Source organism: Bradyrhizobium sp. UFLA05-153 (assembly GCF_054185185.1).
Map to the genome: position 1 here is coordinate 106,505 of NZ_JBBIAM010000017.1, position 15,937 is coordinate 122,441.

Annotated in this window: 9 protein-coding genes and 1 pseudogene; 4 read left to right on the plus strand and 6 right to left on the minus strand. The window is 65.6% G+C overall.

The features are described 5' to 3' along the window. Positions 1 to 77: 77 nt before the first annotated feature. The 4 genes from Q2941_RS13100 to Q2941_RS13115 form a co-directional block, all read right to left on the minus strand. A complete protein-coding gene (locus Q2941_RS13100; RefSeq protein ID WP_458192741.1) occupies positions 78 to 950 on the minus strand; it encodes an NAD(P)-dependent oxidoreductase in 873 nt (290 codons plus the stop codon). Beyond that, a protein-coding gene (gene prfB / locus Q2941_RS13105) for a peptide chain release factor 2 (RefSeq protein ID WP_156944459.1) occupies positions 950 to 2,081 on the minus strand; the annotation gives its coding sequence in 2 pieces (ribosomal slippage) (positions 950 to 2,011 and positions 2,013 to 2,081; 1,131 coding nt in all). The genes Q2941_RS13100 and prfB overlap by 1 nt, the downstream gene beginning before the upstream one ends. A 123-nt stretch (positions 2,082 to 2,204) precedes the next feature. Next, positions 2,205 to 4,709: a penicillin-binding protein 1A gene (locus Q2941_RS13110; RefSeq protein ID WP_458192742.1), complete on the minus strand. Its 2,505-nt coding sequence runs from the start codon at positions 4,707 to 4,709 to the stop codon at positions 2,205 to 2,207. A gap of 255 nt (positions 4,710 to 4,964) precedes the next feature. Beyond that, on the minus strand, positions 4,965 to 6,260 hold the full coding sequence (locus tag Q2941_RS13115) for an N-acetylmuramoyl-L-alanine amidase (protein WP_027524573.1): 1,296 nt from the start codon (positions 6,258 to 6,260) through the stop codon (positions 4,965 to 4,967). A gap of 720 nt (positions 6,261 to 6,980) precedes the next feature. Between Q2941_RS13115 and Q2941_RS13120 the strand changes: the two genes are divergently transcribed. Further along, complete coding sequence (locus tag Q2941_RS13120; protein WP_254112280.1) at positions 6,981 to 10,055, plus strand: Rne/Rng family ribonuclease; 3,075 nt, start codon at positions 6,981 to 6,983, stop codon at positions 10,053 to 10,055. 64 nt (positions 10,056 to 10,119) lie between these two features. Here Q2941_RS13120 and Q2941_RS13125 read toward each other — a convergent pair whose 3' ends face one another. After that, positions 10,120 to 10,782, minus strand: a complete 663-nt coding sequence (locus tag Q2941_RS13125; RefSeq protein ID WP_027524571.1) for a helix-turn-helix domain-containing protein — start codon at positions 10,780 to 10,782, stop codon at positions 10,120 to 10,122. Between the two features lie 208 nt (positions 10,783 to 10,990). Here Q2941_RS13125 and Q2941_RS13130 point away from each other — a divergent pair, with 208 nt between their 5' ends. Genes Q2941_RS13130 through Q2941_RS13140 form a run of 3 tightly spaced genes read left to right on the plus strand, consistent with a single transcriptional unit; the run spans position 10,991 to position 15,014 of the window. Then, positions 10,991 to 12,487: an amidase gene (locus Q2941_RS13130; protein WP_458192743.1), complete on the plus strand. Its 1,497-nt coding sequence runs from the start codon at positions 10,991 to 10,993 to the stop codon at positions 12,485 to 12,487. Positions 12,488 to 12,538: 51 nt separating this feature from the next. Next, positions 12,539 to 13,768, plus strand: a complete 1,230-nt coding sequence (locus tag Q2941_RS13135; protein WP_458192744.1) for an MFS transporter — start codon at positions 12,539 to 12,541, stop codon at positions 13,766 to 13,768. Positions 13,769 to 13,781: 13 nt separating this feature from the next. Next, positions 13,782 to 15,014: an NAD(P)/FAD-dependent oxidoreductase gene (locus Q2941_RS13140; RefSeq protein WP_027524568.1), complete on the plus strand. Its 1,233-nt coding sequence runs from the start codon at positions 13,782 to 13,784 to the stop codon at positions 15,012 to 15,014. On the opposite strand, the pseudogene Q2941_RS13145 reads toward Q2941_RS13140, so the two are convergent. After that, a pseudogene (locus Q2941_RS13145) lies at positions 15,011 to 15,805 on the minus strand (glycosyltransferase family 9 protein); the annotation flags it as partial. The gene Q2941_RS13140 and the pseudogene Q2941_RS13145 overlap by 4 nt on opposite strands. Between the last annotated feature and the right edge of the window lie 132 nt (positions 15,806 to 15,937).

The following is a 15,937-nucleotide window of genomic DNA, read 5'->3' on the forward strand; positions in this document are numbered from 1 at the left end:
CACATTGGCGATCGAATAGATCGCCTACCGCGGAGCCGCGGGTATTGCCACCCGATTTCCGATTGGGATGAACGGGCCTATTTCGGCCGCGACACGAGCTCGATCATCTTGCCCTCGTCATCGTCGGGCATCACGGCTTTCGCCCTGGCATAAGCCTCGACCGCAGCGGGGCCGACGAGCGGCTTGTCGGCGAGCAGGCTTTCGGCGAGCTTCACCGCGTAGTCCGCATCCTTGTGGCGCAGCGCTGACGTGAACGTCGCCCCGCTGAAATCACGCGCGACCATGCGCTTGGAGTGCCTCAGCACCTGCGGGCTTGCAGCGACGCCGGCCTGGATCGACTCCAGCACGAGCTTCATGTCGAGCCCGGCCTGCTCGGCGATCGCAAGACCTTCAGCGAGCCCTGCGATCTGGATCGCACCCATGAGGTTGTTGATGAGCTTGTAGACCGTACCCGAACCCACCGCGCCATAATGGCGGATGGTCGAGCCGATCGGCTCGAGGAACGGCCGGGCGCGTTCGAGATCGGCGGCGTCGGCACCGACCAGCAGCGTCAGCTTTCCCGCCGCCGCCGCATCCGGCAGGCCGGTCACGGGGCAATCGATATAGATGAGCCCCCGCCCGTTCAATTCGCGCGCCATCTCGCGTGCGTGATCATATGAGACCGTCGAGCACTCGATCGCGATGGTGCCGGCCTTTGCCGTCTTCGCGGCGCCGTTGAGACCAAGCCATACACTGCGCGAAGCTTCATCATCGGCGACCATGGTCACCACGGCGTCCGCATCGATCGCGGCGTCCTCGGGCGAGGTCGCCCAGCGCGCACCGCGCGCGATCAGGTCTTCCGCCTTGGCCTTGCTGCGATTCCAGAGCGACACGGTGAAACCGGCATCGAGATAGCGGCCGGCCATTCCGTGACCCATCCGTCCAAGCCCGATGAAGGCGACGCGCGGCATCAGTCGACGTCCTCGATCTCGCCGCTCGTGGTGCCGAAGGCGCGCTGGGCGAGCGTTGCGGCCATGAACTCGTCGAGATCGCCGCCGAGCACGCCCGAGGTGTCCGAGGTCTGCACGCCCGTGCGCAGATCCTTCACCATCTGGTAGGGCTGCAGCACGTAGGAGCGGATCTGGTGGCCCCAGCCGATATCGGTCTTGGCGGCCTGGTCGGCGGCGGCCTTTTCCTCGCGCTTCTTCAGCTCGATCTCGTAGAGCCGCGCGCGCAGCATGTCCCAGGCCTGCGCGCGGTTCTTGTGCTGGGAGCGGCCGGCCTGGCAGACCACCGCGACACCTGTCGGGATATGCGTCAGCCGCACCGCGGATTCGGTCTTGTTGACATGCTGGCCGCCGGCACCGCCCGAACGCATGGTGTCCGTGCGGACGTCGGATTCCTTGATGTCGATCTTGATGCTGTCGTCGATGACCGGGAACACCTGCACGCTCGAGAACGAGGTGTGCCGCCGTGCATTGGAATCGAACGGCGAGATGCGCACCAGACGGTGCACTCCGGCTTCCGTCTTCAGCCAGCCATAGGCGTTATGGCCGGAAACCTGGATGGTCGCGGATTTGATGCCGGCCTCTTCGCCCTCGGACTCTTCGAGGTACTCGACCTTGAAGCCGTGGGTTTCGGCCCAGCGCGTGTACATGCGCAGCAGCATCTGCGCCCAGTCCTGGCTCTCGGTGCCGCCGGCGCCGGCGTGGACTTCAAGATAGGAATCGAAACGATCGGCCTCGCCCGAGAGCAGTGCCTCCAGCTCGCGCCGTGCGACTTCCTTTTTCAGGTTCTTGAGCGCAGCCTCAGCTTCGGCGACCACGCCCTCATCGCCCTCGGCCTCGCCGAGCTCGATCATGCCGACGTCGTCTTCGAGCTGCTGCTCGACCTTGCCGATGCCCGATAACGCATCCTCCAGCGAGGTGCGCTCCTGCATCAGCTTCTGGGCCTTCTGCGGATCGTTCCAGAGATTGGGATCTTCTGCGAGCTTATTCAGCTCAGCGAGGCGCGCCGTCGATTTCTCGACGTCAAAGATGCCTCCTCAGCAGCCCGACTGACTGCTTGATCTCTTCTACCAACCGTTCGATTTCGGCGCGCATGTCGTTCTCTGGTCTCGCGGAATTGTTCCCGCGTATGAATGAAATGGGGATGTAACGGCGGCGGCTGCAAAGCGCAACCGCCGGAGCTTTGGATCGCCAGCTTTATCCTGGGCCCTCTGAGCCCTAGTACAACCCCCCGGTACCGGGTCGCATGAAGAAGCCGGAATCAGGCGGCGCCTGCTGCGGCACGCCGCCGCGGCCATCAGCATCGGCGACGCCGATGACGGAGTAGTTATCCGGCGGCGCCGTGCCGGGCTTGAAGGCTTCCAGGATCGTGCCGCCGGTCTCGCCCGGGCCAGCGCGCATGCCGGTCTTGGCGACGACGCGGATCAGCTTGATGCCGGCCGGAACCTTGAACGGAACTGCCGGCTTCTCGGCGAGCGCGAGCTTGAGGAAATCGCGCGCGATCGGCGCGGCCAAATGGCCGCCGGTCGCCGCATTGCCCTTACCCAGCGCGCGCGGCTTGTCGTAGCCCATATAGATGCCGACTGCGATATCCGGCGAGAAGCCGACGAACCAGGCATCCTTGGCCTCGTTGGTGGTGCCGGTCTTGCCGGCGATCGGCTTACCGACCTCCTTGACGACGGTCGCGGTACCGGCCTGGACGACGCCTTCCATCAACTCGGTGATCTGATAGGCCGTCATCGAGTCGAGCACCTGCTCGCGGCGGTCGACCAGCTGCGGCTCGTTCTGGTTTTTCCAGCCGCCCGGCGCATCGCAGCCCCGGCATTCGCGCTGGTCATGCTTGAAGATGGTGTGGCCGTAGCGGTCCTGGATGCGGTCGATCAGGGTCGGCTTCACGCGACGGCCGCCATTGGCGATCATGGAATAGGCCGTGACCATTCGCATCGCCGTCGTCTCGCCGGCGCCGAGCGCGAACGAGAGATAGTTCGGCAACTCGTCATAGACGCCGAAGCGACGCGCGTACTCGCCGATCAAGGGCATGCCGATATCCTGCGCCAAGCGCACCGTCACGGTGTTGAGCGAGAGCCGCAGCGCGTTGCGCAGCGTTACCGGCCCCTGGTACTTGCCGTTCGAGAAGTTTTCCGGCCGCCAGACGCCACCACCCTGCCCCTGGTCGATCTCGATCGGCGCGTCGACCACGACAGTCGACGGCGTATAGCCGTTATCAAGCGCGGCCGAATATACGATCGGCTTGAAGGACGAGCCCGGCTGCCGATAGGCCTGCGTAGCGCGGTTGAACTGGCTCTGGTCGAAGGAGAAGCCGCCGACCATCGCGAGCACGCGGCCGGTCCAGGGATCCATCGCCACCATCGCGCCCGAGACTTCGGGGATCTGGCGCAGCCGGTACTGACCTTCGACGGCTTGCCCCTCCTTGCTGTAGAGCGGATCGGCATAGATCACGTCGCCGGGCTGCAGCACCTGCGACACCGCGGTCGGCGCCTTGCCTTTCGCGGGACCCGAGGCCGCTCGCGCCCATTTTACGCCATCGAGCGTGACGATACCCGTCTCGCGCTGCTTGCTGACGGCGCCGCCGAGCTCGCGTGCCGGCTGAAAGCCCAGACGTGCCGACTGGTCGCTGGTCTCGAGCACCACCGCCATGCGCCAGGGCGAGATGTCGGAGAGCGACTTGATGTCGGCGAGCTTGACGCCCCAGTCGCCGGAAATGTCGAGCTTGCTGATCGCACCGCGATAGCCCTGCTGCTCGTCATAGTTCACGAGGCCCGTGACCATGGCCTTGCGGGCCATGACCTGGATCTTCGGATCGAGCGTCGTGCGCACCGAAAGGCCGCCCTCATAGAGCTTCTTCTCGCCGTAGCGCTCGAAGATGTCGCGGCGGACTTCCTCGGCGAAATATTCGCCGGCGAAGGTGTGGGCGCCGTTGGAGCGGTTGGTGACCGCCAGCGGCTCCTTGCGCGCCTTCTCGGCGTCAGCCTGCTTTATCCAGCCGTTTTCCTGCAGACGGTCGATCACGTAGTTGCGGCGCTCGATGGCGCGGTCACGGTTGCGCACCGGATGCAGCGTCGCCGGCATCTTGGGCAGCGCCGCCAGATAGGCCGCTTCGGCGACCGTCAGCTCGTTCACCGACTTGTCGAAATAGACGAGCGAGGCCGCGGCAATGCCGTAGGCGCCGAGGCCGAGATAGATTTCGTTCAGATACAGCTCGAGGATCTTGTCCTTGGAGTAGGTCTTCTCGATCCGCATCGCCAGCAAGGCTTCCTTGATTTTGCGGGCGAACGACACTTCGTTCGTCAGAAGGAAGTTCTTGGCGACCTGCTGAGTGATCGTGGAGGCACCCTGCGGACGGCGGTTGGAGCCGTAGTTCTGCAAGTAGACCAGTCCGGCGCGCGCCATGCCGGTGTAGTCGATGCCACCATGCTCGTAGAAATTCTTGTCCTCGGCGGCGAGGAAGGCGTTGATCACGAGCTTCGGCACGGCCTGGATCGGCAAATACAGCCGGCGCTCCTTGGCGTATTCGCCGACCAACGAGCCGTCGACCGCGTGCACGCGGGTCATCACCGGCGGTTCATAATCCTGAAGCTGAGAGTAGTCGGGCAAGTCCTTGGAGAAATGCCAGATCAGGCCAGCCATGGCCCCGACGCCCACCAGGAACACCACGGTTCCCGCAGCGAACAGGAAGCCCATGAACCGTATCAGCAAGCGCATTATCTGTTTATCCGTTCAAACCTTGAACAACCCATGGATATCCATGGAACGATTCTCGGCGCCGGCAAAAGGGCGCCTTCCTCAAGTCGCGAATTCACCGGCGTGCCAGATTACACCACTCAAGAGCTTCGCTGGGCCTCTAGCCCTAACACGCTTGCCGCGGGGGTTGTCGATTCCTGCCCCCCATCCGCAGATTTTATAGAGCGCCCGCTGTGGCCAAACTAGGGCTTTGCGGGACCAGCCAAAACTCGCTTTTCAATTGGCCTGTCCGGCGGTCGCGAGCCGCTTGGCCAAAAAGGCGTCGATGGCCTGGGCCATTGACGCCACAGTCCGGGAACGCCAGCTCTCCGAGACCAGATGCTCGAGGTCCCCCTTGTTGGAGACGTAGCCCAGTTCGACCAGCACCGAGGGCACGTCGGGCGCCTTCAGCACCCGGAACCCCGCCGATTTCAGGGGGTGCTTGTGCATCCGCACCGTGGTCTTCATCTCGCCCATCAAGAGGCGGGCGAAACGGTTTGAAAAGGTGCGGGTTTCCCGCTGGGCGAGGTCGATCAGGATGTCCGCGACGTCGGCCGGCTCATCGGACAGATTGACCCCACCGATGGCGTCGGCCTTGTTTTCGGCTTCCGCCAGCCGCTCGGCTTGCGCGTCGGAGGCCTTGTCCGACAGCGTGTAGATGGTGGCGCCCTGGGCGTCGCCCTCCCCACGCGGCAGCGCGTCGGCGTGGATCGAGACAAACAGCGCGGCATTGATGGAGCGGGCGACTTTGACGCGGTCGTTGAGCGGGATGAAGGTGTCGTCATCCCGGGTCATGACTACGCGGTACTTGCCGGTCTTCTCCAGCCGGTCGCGCAGCGCGAGGCCAAAGGCCAGCACCAGATTCTTTTCACTCTCGCCGCTCGACTGAGTGCCGTTGTCGATGCCGCCATGGCCGGGATCGATCACCACCACGGGACGTGAATCCGTCGGCGCTGCGGGCTTTTGTTGGGAAGGTTCAGGCGCCGCTGGCGCCGGAGGAGCATCGGTTGTCGCAGGGTGCAGAGCGGCCCGGCTTTCCGGCGCCACCGACTGCACGAAAGCAGCGCGATCGACTTCCTCCAGCTCCAGCACCAGCCGGGCCGGCTGGCCGTTGGCGGCCTCGAGCACGTAGGAATTGGCGATCTTGGCAGGGCCCGCGAGGTCGAGCACGATTCGCGAGCCGCCTGGCATCACGAGGCCATAGCGGAACGCCTTGACCAGCCCGCGCCCGGCTGCCCCGGTGCCGGCAGGAAGCTGGAAATTGATCTGGGGAACATCGACCACCACCCGATACGGGTCCGCCAGGGTGAAGGCCCGGAACGTGATGGTCTGGTCGAGATCGAGAATAAGGCGGGTCTGGCTGGTGTCCCCGGCCAGGCGCGCCGCCGAGACAATCGGGAAATTCGACGCCGAAACGGCAGCTTGCGGCTGGCTTTCCGCAGCCGCGACAGGCCTAGAATCAGAGCACGGCAATGCTGCGGCGCACAGCAGCGCACATCCCAGCAAAATCAGATGATTTGCGCGGCTCGCCACCGATTCCGTGCCTCCGAGCAGCTCTTCTAACGCAATAGAGCCACAGGGTGAATCAGTCCTTAATGACGCAATGACCAAATCTCCCCAAGTGTGACCGGCGCGCGACGCTCGCGCCACGCTCCCTTGCACCAAGGTCGCATTCCTCGTATGTACGAACTGCTGACGGCCAATATTTCCGGTTGTGTCGCTCTCAGCCTCACGGTGCAGCGCCGGAACTCTCAAGGTTTGAGGATTCCAGCGTTTTCCCCCCTCCTTCACGGCCAGCGCTGCGCGCGGCAGCGAGGTTGGACGGGTCAAGGCTCCGGTGGCGCCGGTCCCAGGTTACCACCATTTCCAGGGACGGCTTTGACAGGCGGCGTAGCCCGTAACCCGGTTCCTTAATCCCAAGGACCCGGCGGTGTTCCCAAGGGGCGAGCGCTTTCGCGCCATACCCTGGCCAGCAGCAACTGATTAAGGGGCGGCGCGCTCGCCGTCCGATGTTTCATACGGGCCGACGCTTGATGCGCCAGACTGTGCCGACCAAAACTGAGAGACAATTCGCGACATTGCGGAGCGAAACTTCCGCGCGCCGCGTTGTCCTCTCGGCTTTCGGTTCGGCGCGGCGCGAGCGCAGGTGTTTTGGCCTTCCCCTCACCCCCGAATCAGGTGGACCGTCGCGTCACCCGGCAGCGCTCATCGCGCCCACGGTGAATCGCGCCCGCCGCCGCCAAGAGTTAAGACATGCCCAACAAGATGTTGATCGATGCCACCCACCCGGAAGAGACCCGGGTCGTCGTGGTCCGCGGCAATCGCGTCGAAGAATTTGATTTCGAGACCGCGCAACGCAAGCAACTGCGCGGCAATATCTACCTCGCCAAGGTCACACGGGTCGAACCGTCCCTCCAGGCCGCCTTCGTCGAATATGGCGGCAATCGCCACGGCTTCCTCGCCTTCAGCGAAATCCATCCCGATTACTACCAGATCCCGGTTGCCGATCGGCAGGCGCTGATCGAGGCCGAGGAGCAGGCTCATCGCGAGGCCGAAGAGGAGAACGAGAACCGTTCCCACAACCGCCGCCGCTCGCGCCACCGCAACGCCCGTCGTCGCGGCCATGGCGAGCGCGTGCAGAGCGACATCGTCGAGGGCCTCGAGGCCGGCGCTGATCCCGCCGCCCAGCCGCTCGAAGGCGGGGTGCTGCCGGAGCACGCCGAGGGCGTCGCGCACGAGGGCGAGCATCTGCACGCCGAAGCGGAGCATCACGACGCGTTCGAGGCTCATGACCACGATCATGACGAGCATGGGCACGACGACCATGGGCACGACGATCATGATCACGACCACCATCACCATGATGATGACGGGCACGATCATGATCACGAGCACGACCATGCCGACGAGGCGCCCGCGGCCGTCGCGGCAGTCGGAGCCGAACCCGTTGTCGCGCCCGAGGTAGCCGAGCCGCAGGAGGCCGCCGCCTCCGAAGCGCCAGTGCCCGAACCCTATGCCGCGGCGCTGGCGGAAGCCGTGACAACCGCGATCGAACCCGCCGACGCCGTGTACGCGGCCGATGAAAGCGCAGAAGTGCCGCATCCCGAGGCTCCGGCTGAGGACGACGCCGAGGATGGCGAGGACGGTGAAGAGGCCGAAGAGGAAGTCGTCGAGTCCGTCGGCGGCGACGACGTGCTGGAAGAAGTGCCGGAGCGCACCTTCCGCCCGCGCCGCCAGTACAAGATCCAGGAGGTCATCAAGCGCCGCCAGGTGATGCTGGTGCAGGTCGTCAAGGAAGAGCGCGGCAACAAGGGCGCCGCGCTGACGACCTATCTGTCGCTCGCCGGCCGCTATGCCGTCCTGATGCCCAACACAGCGCGCGGCGGCGGCATCAGCCGCAAGATCACCAGCGCGCAGGATCGTTCGCGCCTGAAGGAAGTGGTGCAGGATCTCGACGTGCCCGAGGGCATGGGCATCATCCTGCGCACGGCCGGCGCCTCCCGCACCAAGCCCGAGATCAAGCGCGACTTCGAATACCTGATCCGGATGTGGGAGACGGTGCGCGACCTGACGCTGAAATCGCAGGCGCCAACCCTCGTCTACGAGGAAGGATCGCTGATCAAGCGCTCGCTGCGCGACCTCTACAACAAGGAAATCGACGAGATCCAGGTCGCGGGCGAAGGCGGCTACCGCGAAGCGCGCGATTTCATGAAGATGCTGATGCCGGCCAATGTCAGCGCGGTGAAGCAGTATCGCGACGGCCAGCCGCTGTTCTCGCGCATGGGCGTCGAGAGCCAGCTCGACGCGATGTTCTCGCCGACCGTGCAGTTGCGCTCCGGCGGCTACATCGTGATCAACCAGACCGAGGCGCTGGTCTCGATCGACGTCAACTCGGGCCGCTCGACGCGCGAGCACCATATCGAGGACACCGCGCTCAAGACCAATCTGGAAGCGGCCGAAGAGGTTGCGCGCCAGCTTCGCCTGCGTGACCTCGCCGGCCTGATCGTCATCGACTTCATCGACATGGACGAGAAGCGCAACAACCGCGCGGTCGAGCGCAAGCTGTCCGATTGCCTCAGGCAGGACCGCGCGCGCATCCAGGTCGGCCGCATCTCGCATTTCGGCCTTCTGGAGATGTCGCGCCAGCGCATCCGCGCCAGCGTGCTCGAGAGCTCGACCGATCCCTGCCCGCATTGCGGTGGCACCGGTCACGTGCGCTCGGTCTCCTCCGTCGCGCTCCAGCTCCTGCGCGGGCTCGAAGAGATTTTGATGAAGGGCGCGACCCACAATCTGGTGGTCCGTACCCGCACCGACGTCGCGCTCTATGTTCTGAACCACAAGCGCGGCCATCTGCGCGACCTCGAGAACAGCTTCAAGGTCACGCTGTCGATCATCGCCGACGCGAGCGTCAGCGGGCCGCAGGCCTACGTCATCGACCGCGGCGAGCAGGTCCACACGCTGGAAGCCGCCAAGGCGCTGCTTGCGGCGCAGGCCGCGGCAAGCCCGCCGCCCGTGGTTGAAGAGGCCTATGACGACGAGGACGGTTTCGATCTTGAAACCGAATCCGAGGTCGAGACGGACGAGACCGAGGGTCTCACTGAGGAACAGGCCGCAGGCGATGCTGCGCCCGAGCAGGACGGCCAGCGCCGTAGGCGCCGTCGGCGTCGTCGTGGCCGCGGCGGCCAGCGCGAGGGCGAGCTTCGCGAGGATACAGCGCCGACCGTTCCCGAGCCGGCCATGGCTGCAGGCGAGTCCGACGAGGAAGCCGACGCGGAGCAGGAAGGCGAAGAGACCGAGGAGCAGCTCGACCAGGCCCGTGGTGAGCAGGGGGGCGGCGAGCGCCGTCGCCGGCGTGGACGTCGCGGCGGTCGCCGCCGGCGTGGCGGTGGCGAGGAAGGTCTCTCCGGTTCGATCAGCGACGAGCTGAGCGCCAATCTGCCGCCCGAGGCGACGGAGGCGGTCGCCGATTTCGACGGCCTCACGCTAGAGACTCCCTCGATCGCGCAGACCGAAGCGACCGTTCAACCTGCGGCGCCTCAGCCTGAGGAACCGGCCGACGCAGCACCTGCCCCGGCTCAGTCCGAGGCCGCCGCTGATGAGTCCACGTCGGATAGCGATAAGGCCGCGCGGCGTCGTTCGACCGTGCGTGAAAAGGTGAGCTTCTTCAGCAGCCAGCCCGAGCCCGCTGCCGAGGTCGCGCAAACGCCCACCGAGGTTGCGCCCCCCGCTCCCGCCGCCGAGCCGGCGCCAGAGGCCGCAGTCGAAACACCGGCGCCGCAGCCGCGTCGCGCCGGCTGGTGGTCGCGCCGCTTCGGCGGCGGCGAATAGGCCGAACGCCAACAGACAAAAACGCCCGGCCAAGCCGGGCGTTTTTCGTTTGGATCAGCTACCGCTATAGCGGCGGCACGTCGCGGGAGGCGATCTGGCGAAGCTGGTCGTAGAGGTCAGGCGCTTCGCTGGTGCAGAGACAGACGCCTTTGGCGGCAGGCGCATCGCCGGCGTTGAGGTAGGCGTGGCCCATGGTGCTGTCGAGATAGATGCCGTCGCCCTCGCCCAGGATCTCCGGCGCGTAGAACTCGGTGTGGACGGCGACGCGGCCGCTCGTCACCAGAAAATACTCCTCGCCGGCATGGCGCAGCAGCGGGCCGAACTCCTCCAGCGAGCGCGCGCGGACCTCGGCCAGGATCGGCACCATGCGTTTGCCGATCAGGTCGGTGCATTGATACGTGTAGGTGTAGAATTTCGTCGTGATCACCTGCCCCTGCCCGGCCCGGCTGATGCTGCGCCGAGCGGTTACCGGTCGGTCGTGCTCGGGGCGCATCGGGGTCGCCGGGTTGAACAGCTCGGCGATTTCCATCTTCAGGCCTGAGGTGAGCTGCACCAGCTTGTCATAGGTCAGCGACATCAGCCCGTTCTCGACCTTGGACAGGGTCGAGAGCGCCATGCCCGTCCGCTCCGCTACCTGCTTGAGCGTCAGGCCGCGCGCCTGGCGGGCGGCCTTGAGGCATAGGCCGAGCTGGGAATTGGCACCTTCGGACGTCGTGATCTCGCTCATGCAGCAAGCCTAGCACGGCAATAGAAAAATTGTTGGCCGATCCGCCCAAACTTTTGGGCTCAGCTTATGTCGAAGAGTTCCACTTGGCCGCCCGAAAGGCAACTTTGCCAGCATTTGTGTACGAAACGGCCGGTTTTGACAAAAATTGATGCTTCGGCCACACTTTCCGATATGCTAAATCGTTTTCATAATTTGAAAGGCATTAGCATTGTCCGAGCTTTGCGATTCCAGCGCCGTCGAGCTGCGCCGCCTGCTGGCCGCGCGGGCGATCTCGCCCGTCGAGCTGCTTGACGCCTGCCTGTCGCGCATCGCCACCACCAATCCCGCCGTGAACGCCGTCGTGACGCTGGACGAGCCCGGCGCGCGCGCTGCGGCCAAGGAAGCCGAGGCCGCCATCCTGCGCGGCGAGGATCGTGGCGCCCTGCACGGCCTGCCGGTCCTCATCAAGGATACACAGGACACCGCCGGGCTACGCACGACCTATGGCAGCCCGCTGTTCGGGGATCACATTCCAGCCGCCGACCAGGCTTCCGTTGCGCGGCTGCGCGCGGCCGGTGCGATCATCTTCGGCAAGACCAACACGCCGGAATGGGCTGCGGGCGGCAACACCCGCAACCCGGTGTTCGGCGCGACCGGCAATCCCTTCGATCCCATGCGCTCGGCAGCCGGCTCCTCAGGCGGCTCGGCGGTGGCGCTCGCCTGCGGCATGGCCCCGCTCGCTTCGGGCTCCGACACCGGCGGCTCCTTGCGCAATCCGGCCGGCTTTGCCGGCATCGTCGGCATGCGTCCCTCCTATGGCCTCGTGGCGAGCGAAAAGCGCGCCTTCGGCTGGTCCAACCTGTCGACCGACGGGCCGATGGCGCGCAATGTCGCCGACACCGCACTGATGCTGTCGGTGATGGCGAGCGACGACGCGCGTGATCCGCTCGCCTACACCCTGCCCGGCGAACCATTGCGCGGACGCGCCGAACGCTGGACAGCGCCGCGCCCCGCCGAGCTCGGCAAGCTGCGCGTCGCCTTCACCGAAGACTTTGGCTTTGCCCCGACCGAGCAGGCGATCCGCCGCGTATTCTGCCACCGCGTTGGCAAGCTTGCGCCGCTGTTTGCCGACTGCCGCGAGGCGACGCCGGATTGCTCCGGCGCGGACGATGCCTTCGCCGTGCTGCGCGCAGGCCTGTTCCTCGCGATGCACGGCAAGAACTACAAGGAGCGTCCCGAGATGCTCGGCCCCAATGTGCGGGCCAATGTCGAGGAAGGCCTGAACTACACGCTCGAAGACTACGCGCGCGCGGCGACGACGCAGACGCGGATCTATCGCGCCTATCAAAACTTCTTCGAAAGCTGCGACGTGCTGATCAGCCCGACCATCACGCTGAGCCCGCGCCCCTGGTCGGAGCTCTATCCGGCGCAGATCGACGGTGCGCCGACCAAATCCTATTTCCACTGGCTTGCGCTCGCCTATGCCGTGACGCTTCCAGGCCATCCCGCGCTCAGCCTGCCACTCGGCGTCGATGAAGCGGGCCTGCCCTTCGGCCTCCAGATCGTGGGCCCGCGCGGCGGGGACGCCATCGTGCTCTCGATTGCGGCGAGCATCGAGGCGGCGTTTGCGAGCGACCCGCAGCTCTGCCGCCCGATCCCCGATCTGGCGCGGCTCGCCGGGGCGCCGCCGCTCTCGGCGGCGCCAGGCTTCCTCACCTGGGAATGACCCCACAGCAGAGTTAGCAGCCACCGGATCGCCGGCGAAACGGAGATGAGCATGACTGAATTGTCGCAGCGGAAAACCGGGGTCGTCGCGTTCGTCCTGCTCTACATCGCCTACTGTATCTCCTACATCGACCGCGCCGCGATCTCGCTGGCGCTGGCGCAGATCGGCAAGGACTTCAATCTCCAGGCCGCCGATCTCGGCATCGTCATCAGCGCGTTCTTCCTCGGCTATGCCGCGATGCAGGTGCCGGGCGGATGGCTCTCCGACCGCTTCGGCTCGAAATATGTGGTGATCGTCACGATCGTGATGTGGTCGCTGTTCACGGCCTTCACGAGCCTGGCCTGGTCGCTGACGTCGCTGATCGCGATCCGCTTCATCTTCGGCATCGCCGAGGGCGGCTTTCCGCCGGCGAGCATTCGCGCCATCGCGGAGCTGTTCAAGAAGGACAGCCGGCCAAAAATGTCGGCGCTGCTGCTGTCGTCGAACTATGCCGGCAGCATGATCGCGCCGCTGATCATGGCGCCGCTGATCCTCTGGCTCGGCTGGCGCCACGCCTTCAATACGATCGGCATCGCCGGCCTGGTGTTCGCGATCGTCTATTTCCTCTTCGTCCCTCATCTGGGGCGCCTGGGCGCGGCCCCGGCGAGCACGGCGACGGCGAAGCCTGCGGACCGCACGCCGATGCGCGAATTGATGAAGAACCCGCTGATCTGGCAGCTGATGGTGGTGTGGTTCGGCCTCAGCTGCGTCAACAAGGGCCTGGATTCCTGGATGCCGCTTTATTTGCTCCAGCAGCGCGGACTCGATCTCAAGACCGTCGGCATCGTGGCGCCGATCCCGTTCGTGATGGCGACGATCGCGACCGCGATCGGCGGCTGGGTAATGACGAGGTTTTTCGCCGAGCGCGAAAAATGGCTGCTGATCGGCAGCTCCGCGTTGACCGGCATCTTCCTCTACGCCATGTACAAGGCGGAAACGATCGCGGTGCTGATCACCTACCAGTCGCTGGTCTATTTCTTCAAATCCTTCGTGCTGGCCTCGGTGGTAGCGCTTCCGACGAAACTGCTTCGCGACGACCAGATCGGATCGGGCGTCGGCATGGTCAATCTCGGCGGCCAGAGCGCAGGTTTCGTGGCGCCGGCGGCGATTGGCTTCATCGTGACCGGAACCGGATCGTTCGATGCGGCCTTCGGCTTCCTGGTGGCGATGACCGCGATGTCGGTCGTCGTCGCGGCGACCATCAACACGGCGCAACCCAAACTCGCGCCGCAGCCGGCCTGAGGGGCGCATGCCGATGCAAAGCACAATCGTCCTTGGCGGCGGCATGATCGGTGTCAGCGCGGCGCTGCACTTGCAGCGGCGCGGCTGGTCGGTGACGCTCGTCGACCGCAGGGAGCCGGGCCGGGAGACCAGCTACGGCAATGCCGGAATGATCCAGGCGGAGGCTGTGCGGCCATATCCAATGCCGCGCGACTTTGCGACGCTGTTGAAGATCGTGACCGGCCGCACCAACGACGTCCGCTACAGCCTTGCGTCCCTGCACCGCCACGTCGAGCCCCTGCTCCGCTATTGGTGGCATTCGGCGCCGAAGCGGCATCGCGAGGCGATCGAGGCATGGGCGCGCCTGATCGCCTATGCGACATCAGAGCACGATACCCTCATCCGCGAGGCGCACGCCGACAATCTCATTCGTCGCGCCGGCTACCGGCTGCTGCATCGCGATCCCGCCGCGCTCGAGCTCGCGATCAAGACCGCGGAGGAAAACCAGCGCGACTTCGGCGTGAACTTCCGCGTGCTGTCCGGCAGCGAGCTCGCGAAGGCCGAACCGATCCTGCGCGATGATCTTCCCGGTGCCATCCACTGGCTCGACACCTGGACCGTGTCGGATCCCGGCGCCTTGGTCGCCACCTATGCCGAACTGTTCCAGCGCCTCGGCGGCCATATCCTTCTCGGCGATGCGCAGACGTTGCAGCAGACCTCGTCCGGATGGTCGGTGCAGACCGACGACGGACCGATCGATGCGGCCAATGTCGTCGTCACCCTCGGACCGTGGTCGCCCGATCTGTTGCAAAAGTTCGGCTACCGCATTCCGCTGGTGCGCAAGCGCGGCTACCATATGCACTATAGCGGCGGCGCTTCGCTCGACCTGCCGCTGGTCGATACGGCAAGAGGCTATGCCATGGGGCCGATGGCCAAGGGCATCCGGATCACCACCGGCGCCGAGTTGACCGGACCGGATGCGCCGGCAACGCCCGTGCAACTCGCCAGTGCTGAGGCCTCCGCGCGAGAACTGCTCGATCTCGGCGGCCGCGCCGAACCCGAGCCGTGGTATGGCACGCGGCCCTGCACGCCCGATATGTTGCCGGTGCTGGGGCCTGCGCCGCACCATCGCGGGCTCTGGATGAATTTCGGCCACGGTCACCAGGGCTTTACGCTGGGGCCCGCGACCGGACGCCTGCTCGCGGAGATGATGAGCGGCGAGAGGCCGTCGATCGATCCCGCGCCGTACCGGCCGGAGCGCTTCTAGCCAGCGTGTTTCGCGGCGAGAACCGCCAGCGCGGCCGACATTCGCATTAGCGGATCGTCCCATTCGCCCGGCCTGCGCTGTCGGAACAGCCGCATGGTCGGATACCATGGGCTGTCCTCGCGATCGCGCAGCCAGCGCCAGTCGAGCGCGTAAGGCAGGAGCATCCAGACCGGGCGGCCGAGCGCGCCGGCAAGATGCGCAACCGAGGTGTCCACGGCGATGACGAGATCGAGCGCTGCGACCGCCGCGGCGGTATCGGAAAAATCGCCGAGCGCCGGCGCGAGATCGATGATGTCGGTGCCAAGCGCCGCCAGCACCGGGACGTCAGCCTCGCGCGGCTCCTTCTGCAAGCTGTAAAGCTGCACGCCCGGCGTGATCAGGCACGGCAAGACCTCTTCTGCCAACAGGGAGCGCTGCGCGTCGCCCTTGTGCCTGGGATTGCCAGCCCAGACCACGCCGACCTTCAGCGCGCTTAGACCATCGAGCGCGGCGCGCCATCGCAAGACCCTTGCCGGATCCGGATGCAGATAGGGCACGTTCGACGGGATCGTATCGAGCGTCGTGCCGAACACGCGCGGCAGGCTCATCAGCGGCAGCTGCACGTCGAACGGCGGCAGCGGCTCGCCGCGCGCGATCACGGTGACGCCCTCCATCATGCGCAGCAGCGAGGCGAGCGCCGGCTGGACCTGGAGGATGATGGAGCCGCCCTGTGCGGCCACCATCGGCAGGTAGCGCACGAATTGCAGGGCGTCGCCGAGCCCGTATTCGGCGAACAGCAGAAGCCTGCGGCCTAGTCATCTGGAACGAAAGTTCGTCACATTATATGATGGCTCGAATCTCTGCAGAGGAGAGCGCTTGTGGCGAATGCAGGTGTTAGAGGCCGGCCAATCGAGCCGTTGGTGCTGAGTCCGCAAGAGCGAGCA

Coding starts and splice junctions, on each gene's coding strand:
- Q2941_RS13110 (WP_458192742.1), bottom strand. CDS start 4,709: ATGCGCTTGCTGATACGGTTCATGGGCTTCCTGTTCGCTGCGGGAACC.
- Q2941_RS13125 (WP_027524571.1), bottom strand. CDS start 10,782: ATGAGCGAGATCACGACGTCCGAAGGTGCCAATTCCCAGCTCGGCCTA.
- Q2941_RS13100 (WP_458192741.1), bottom strand. CDS start 950: ATGCCGCGCGTCGCCTTCATCGGGCTTGGACGGATGGGTCACGGAATG.
- Q2941_RS13120 (WP_254112280.1), top strand. CDS start 6,981: ATGCCCAACAAGATGTTGATCGATGCCACCCACCCGGAAGAGACCCGG.
- Q2941_RS13140 (WP_027524568.1), top strand. CDS start 13,782: ATGCAAAGCACAATCGTCCTTGGCGGCGGCATGATCGGTGTCAGCGCG.
- Q2941_RS13135 (WP_458192744.1), top strand. CDS start 12,539: ATGACTGAATTGTCGCAGCGGAAAACCGGGGTCGTCGCGTTCGTCCTG.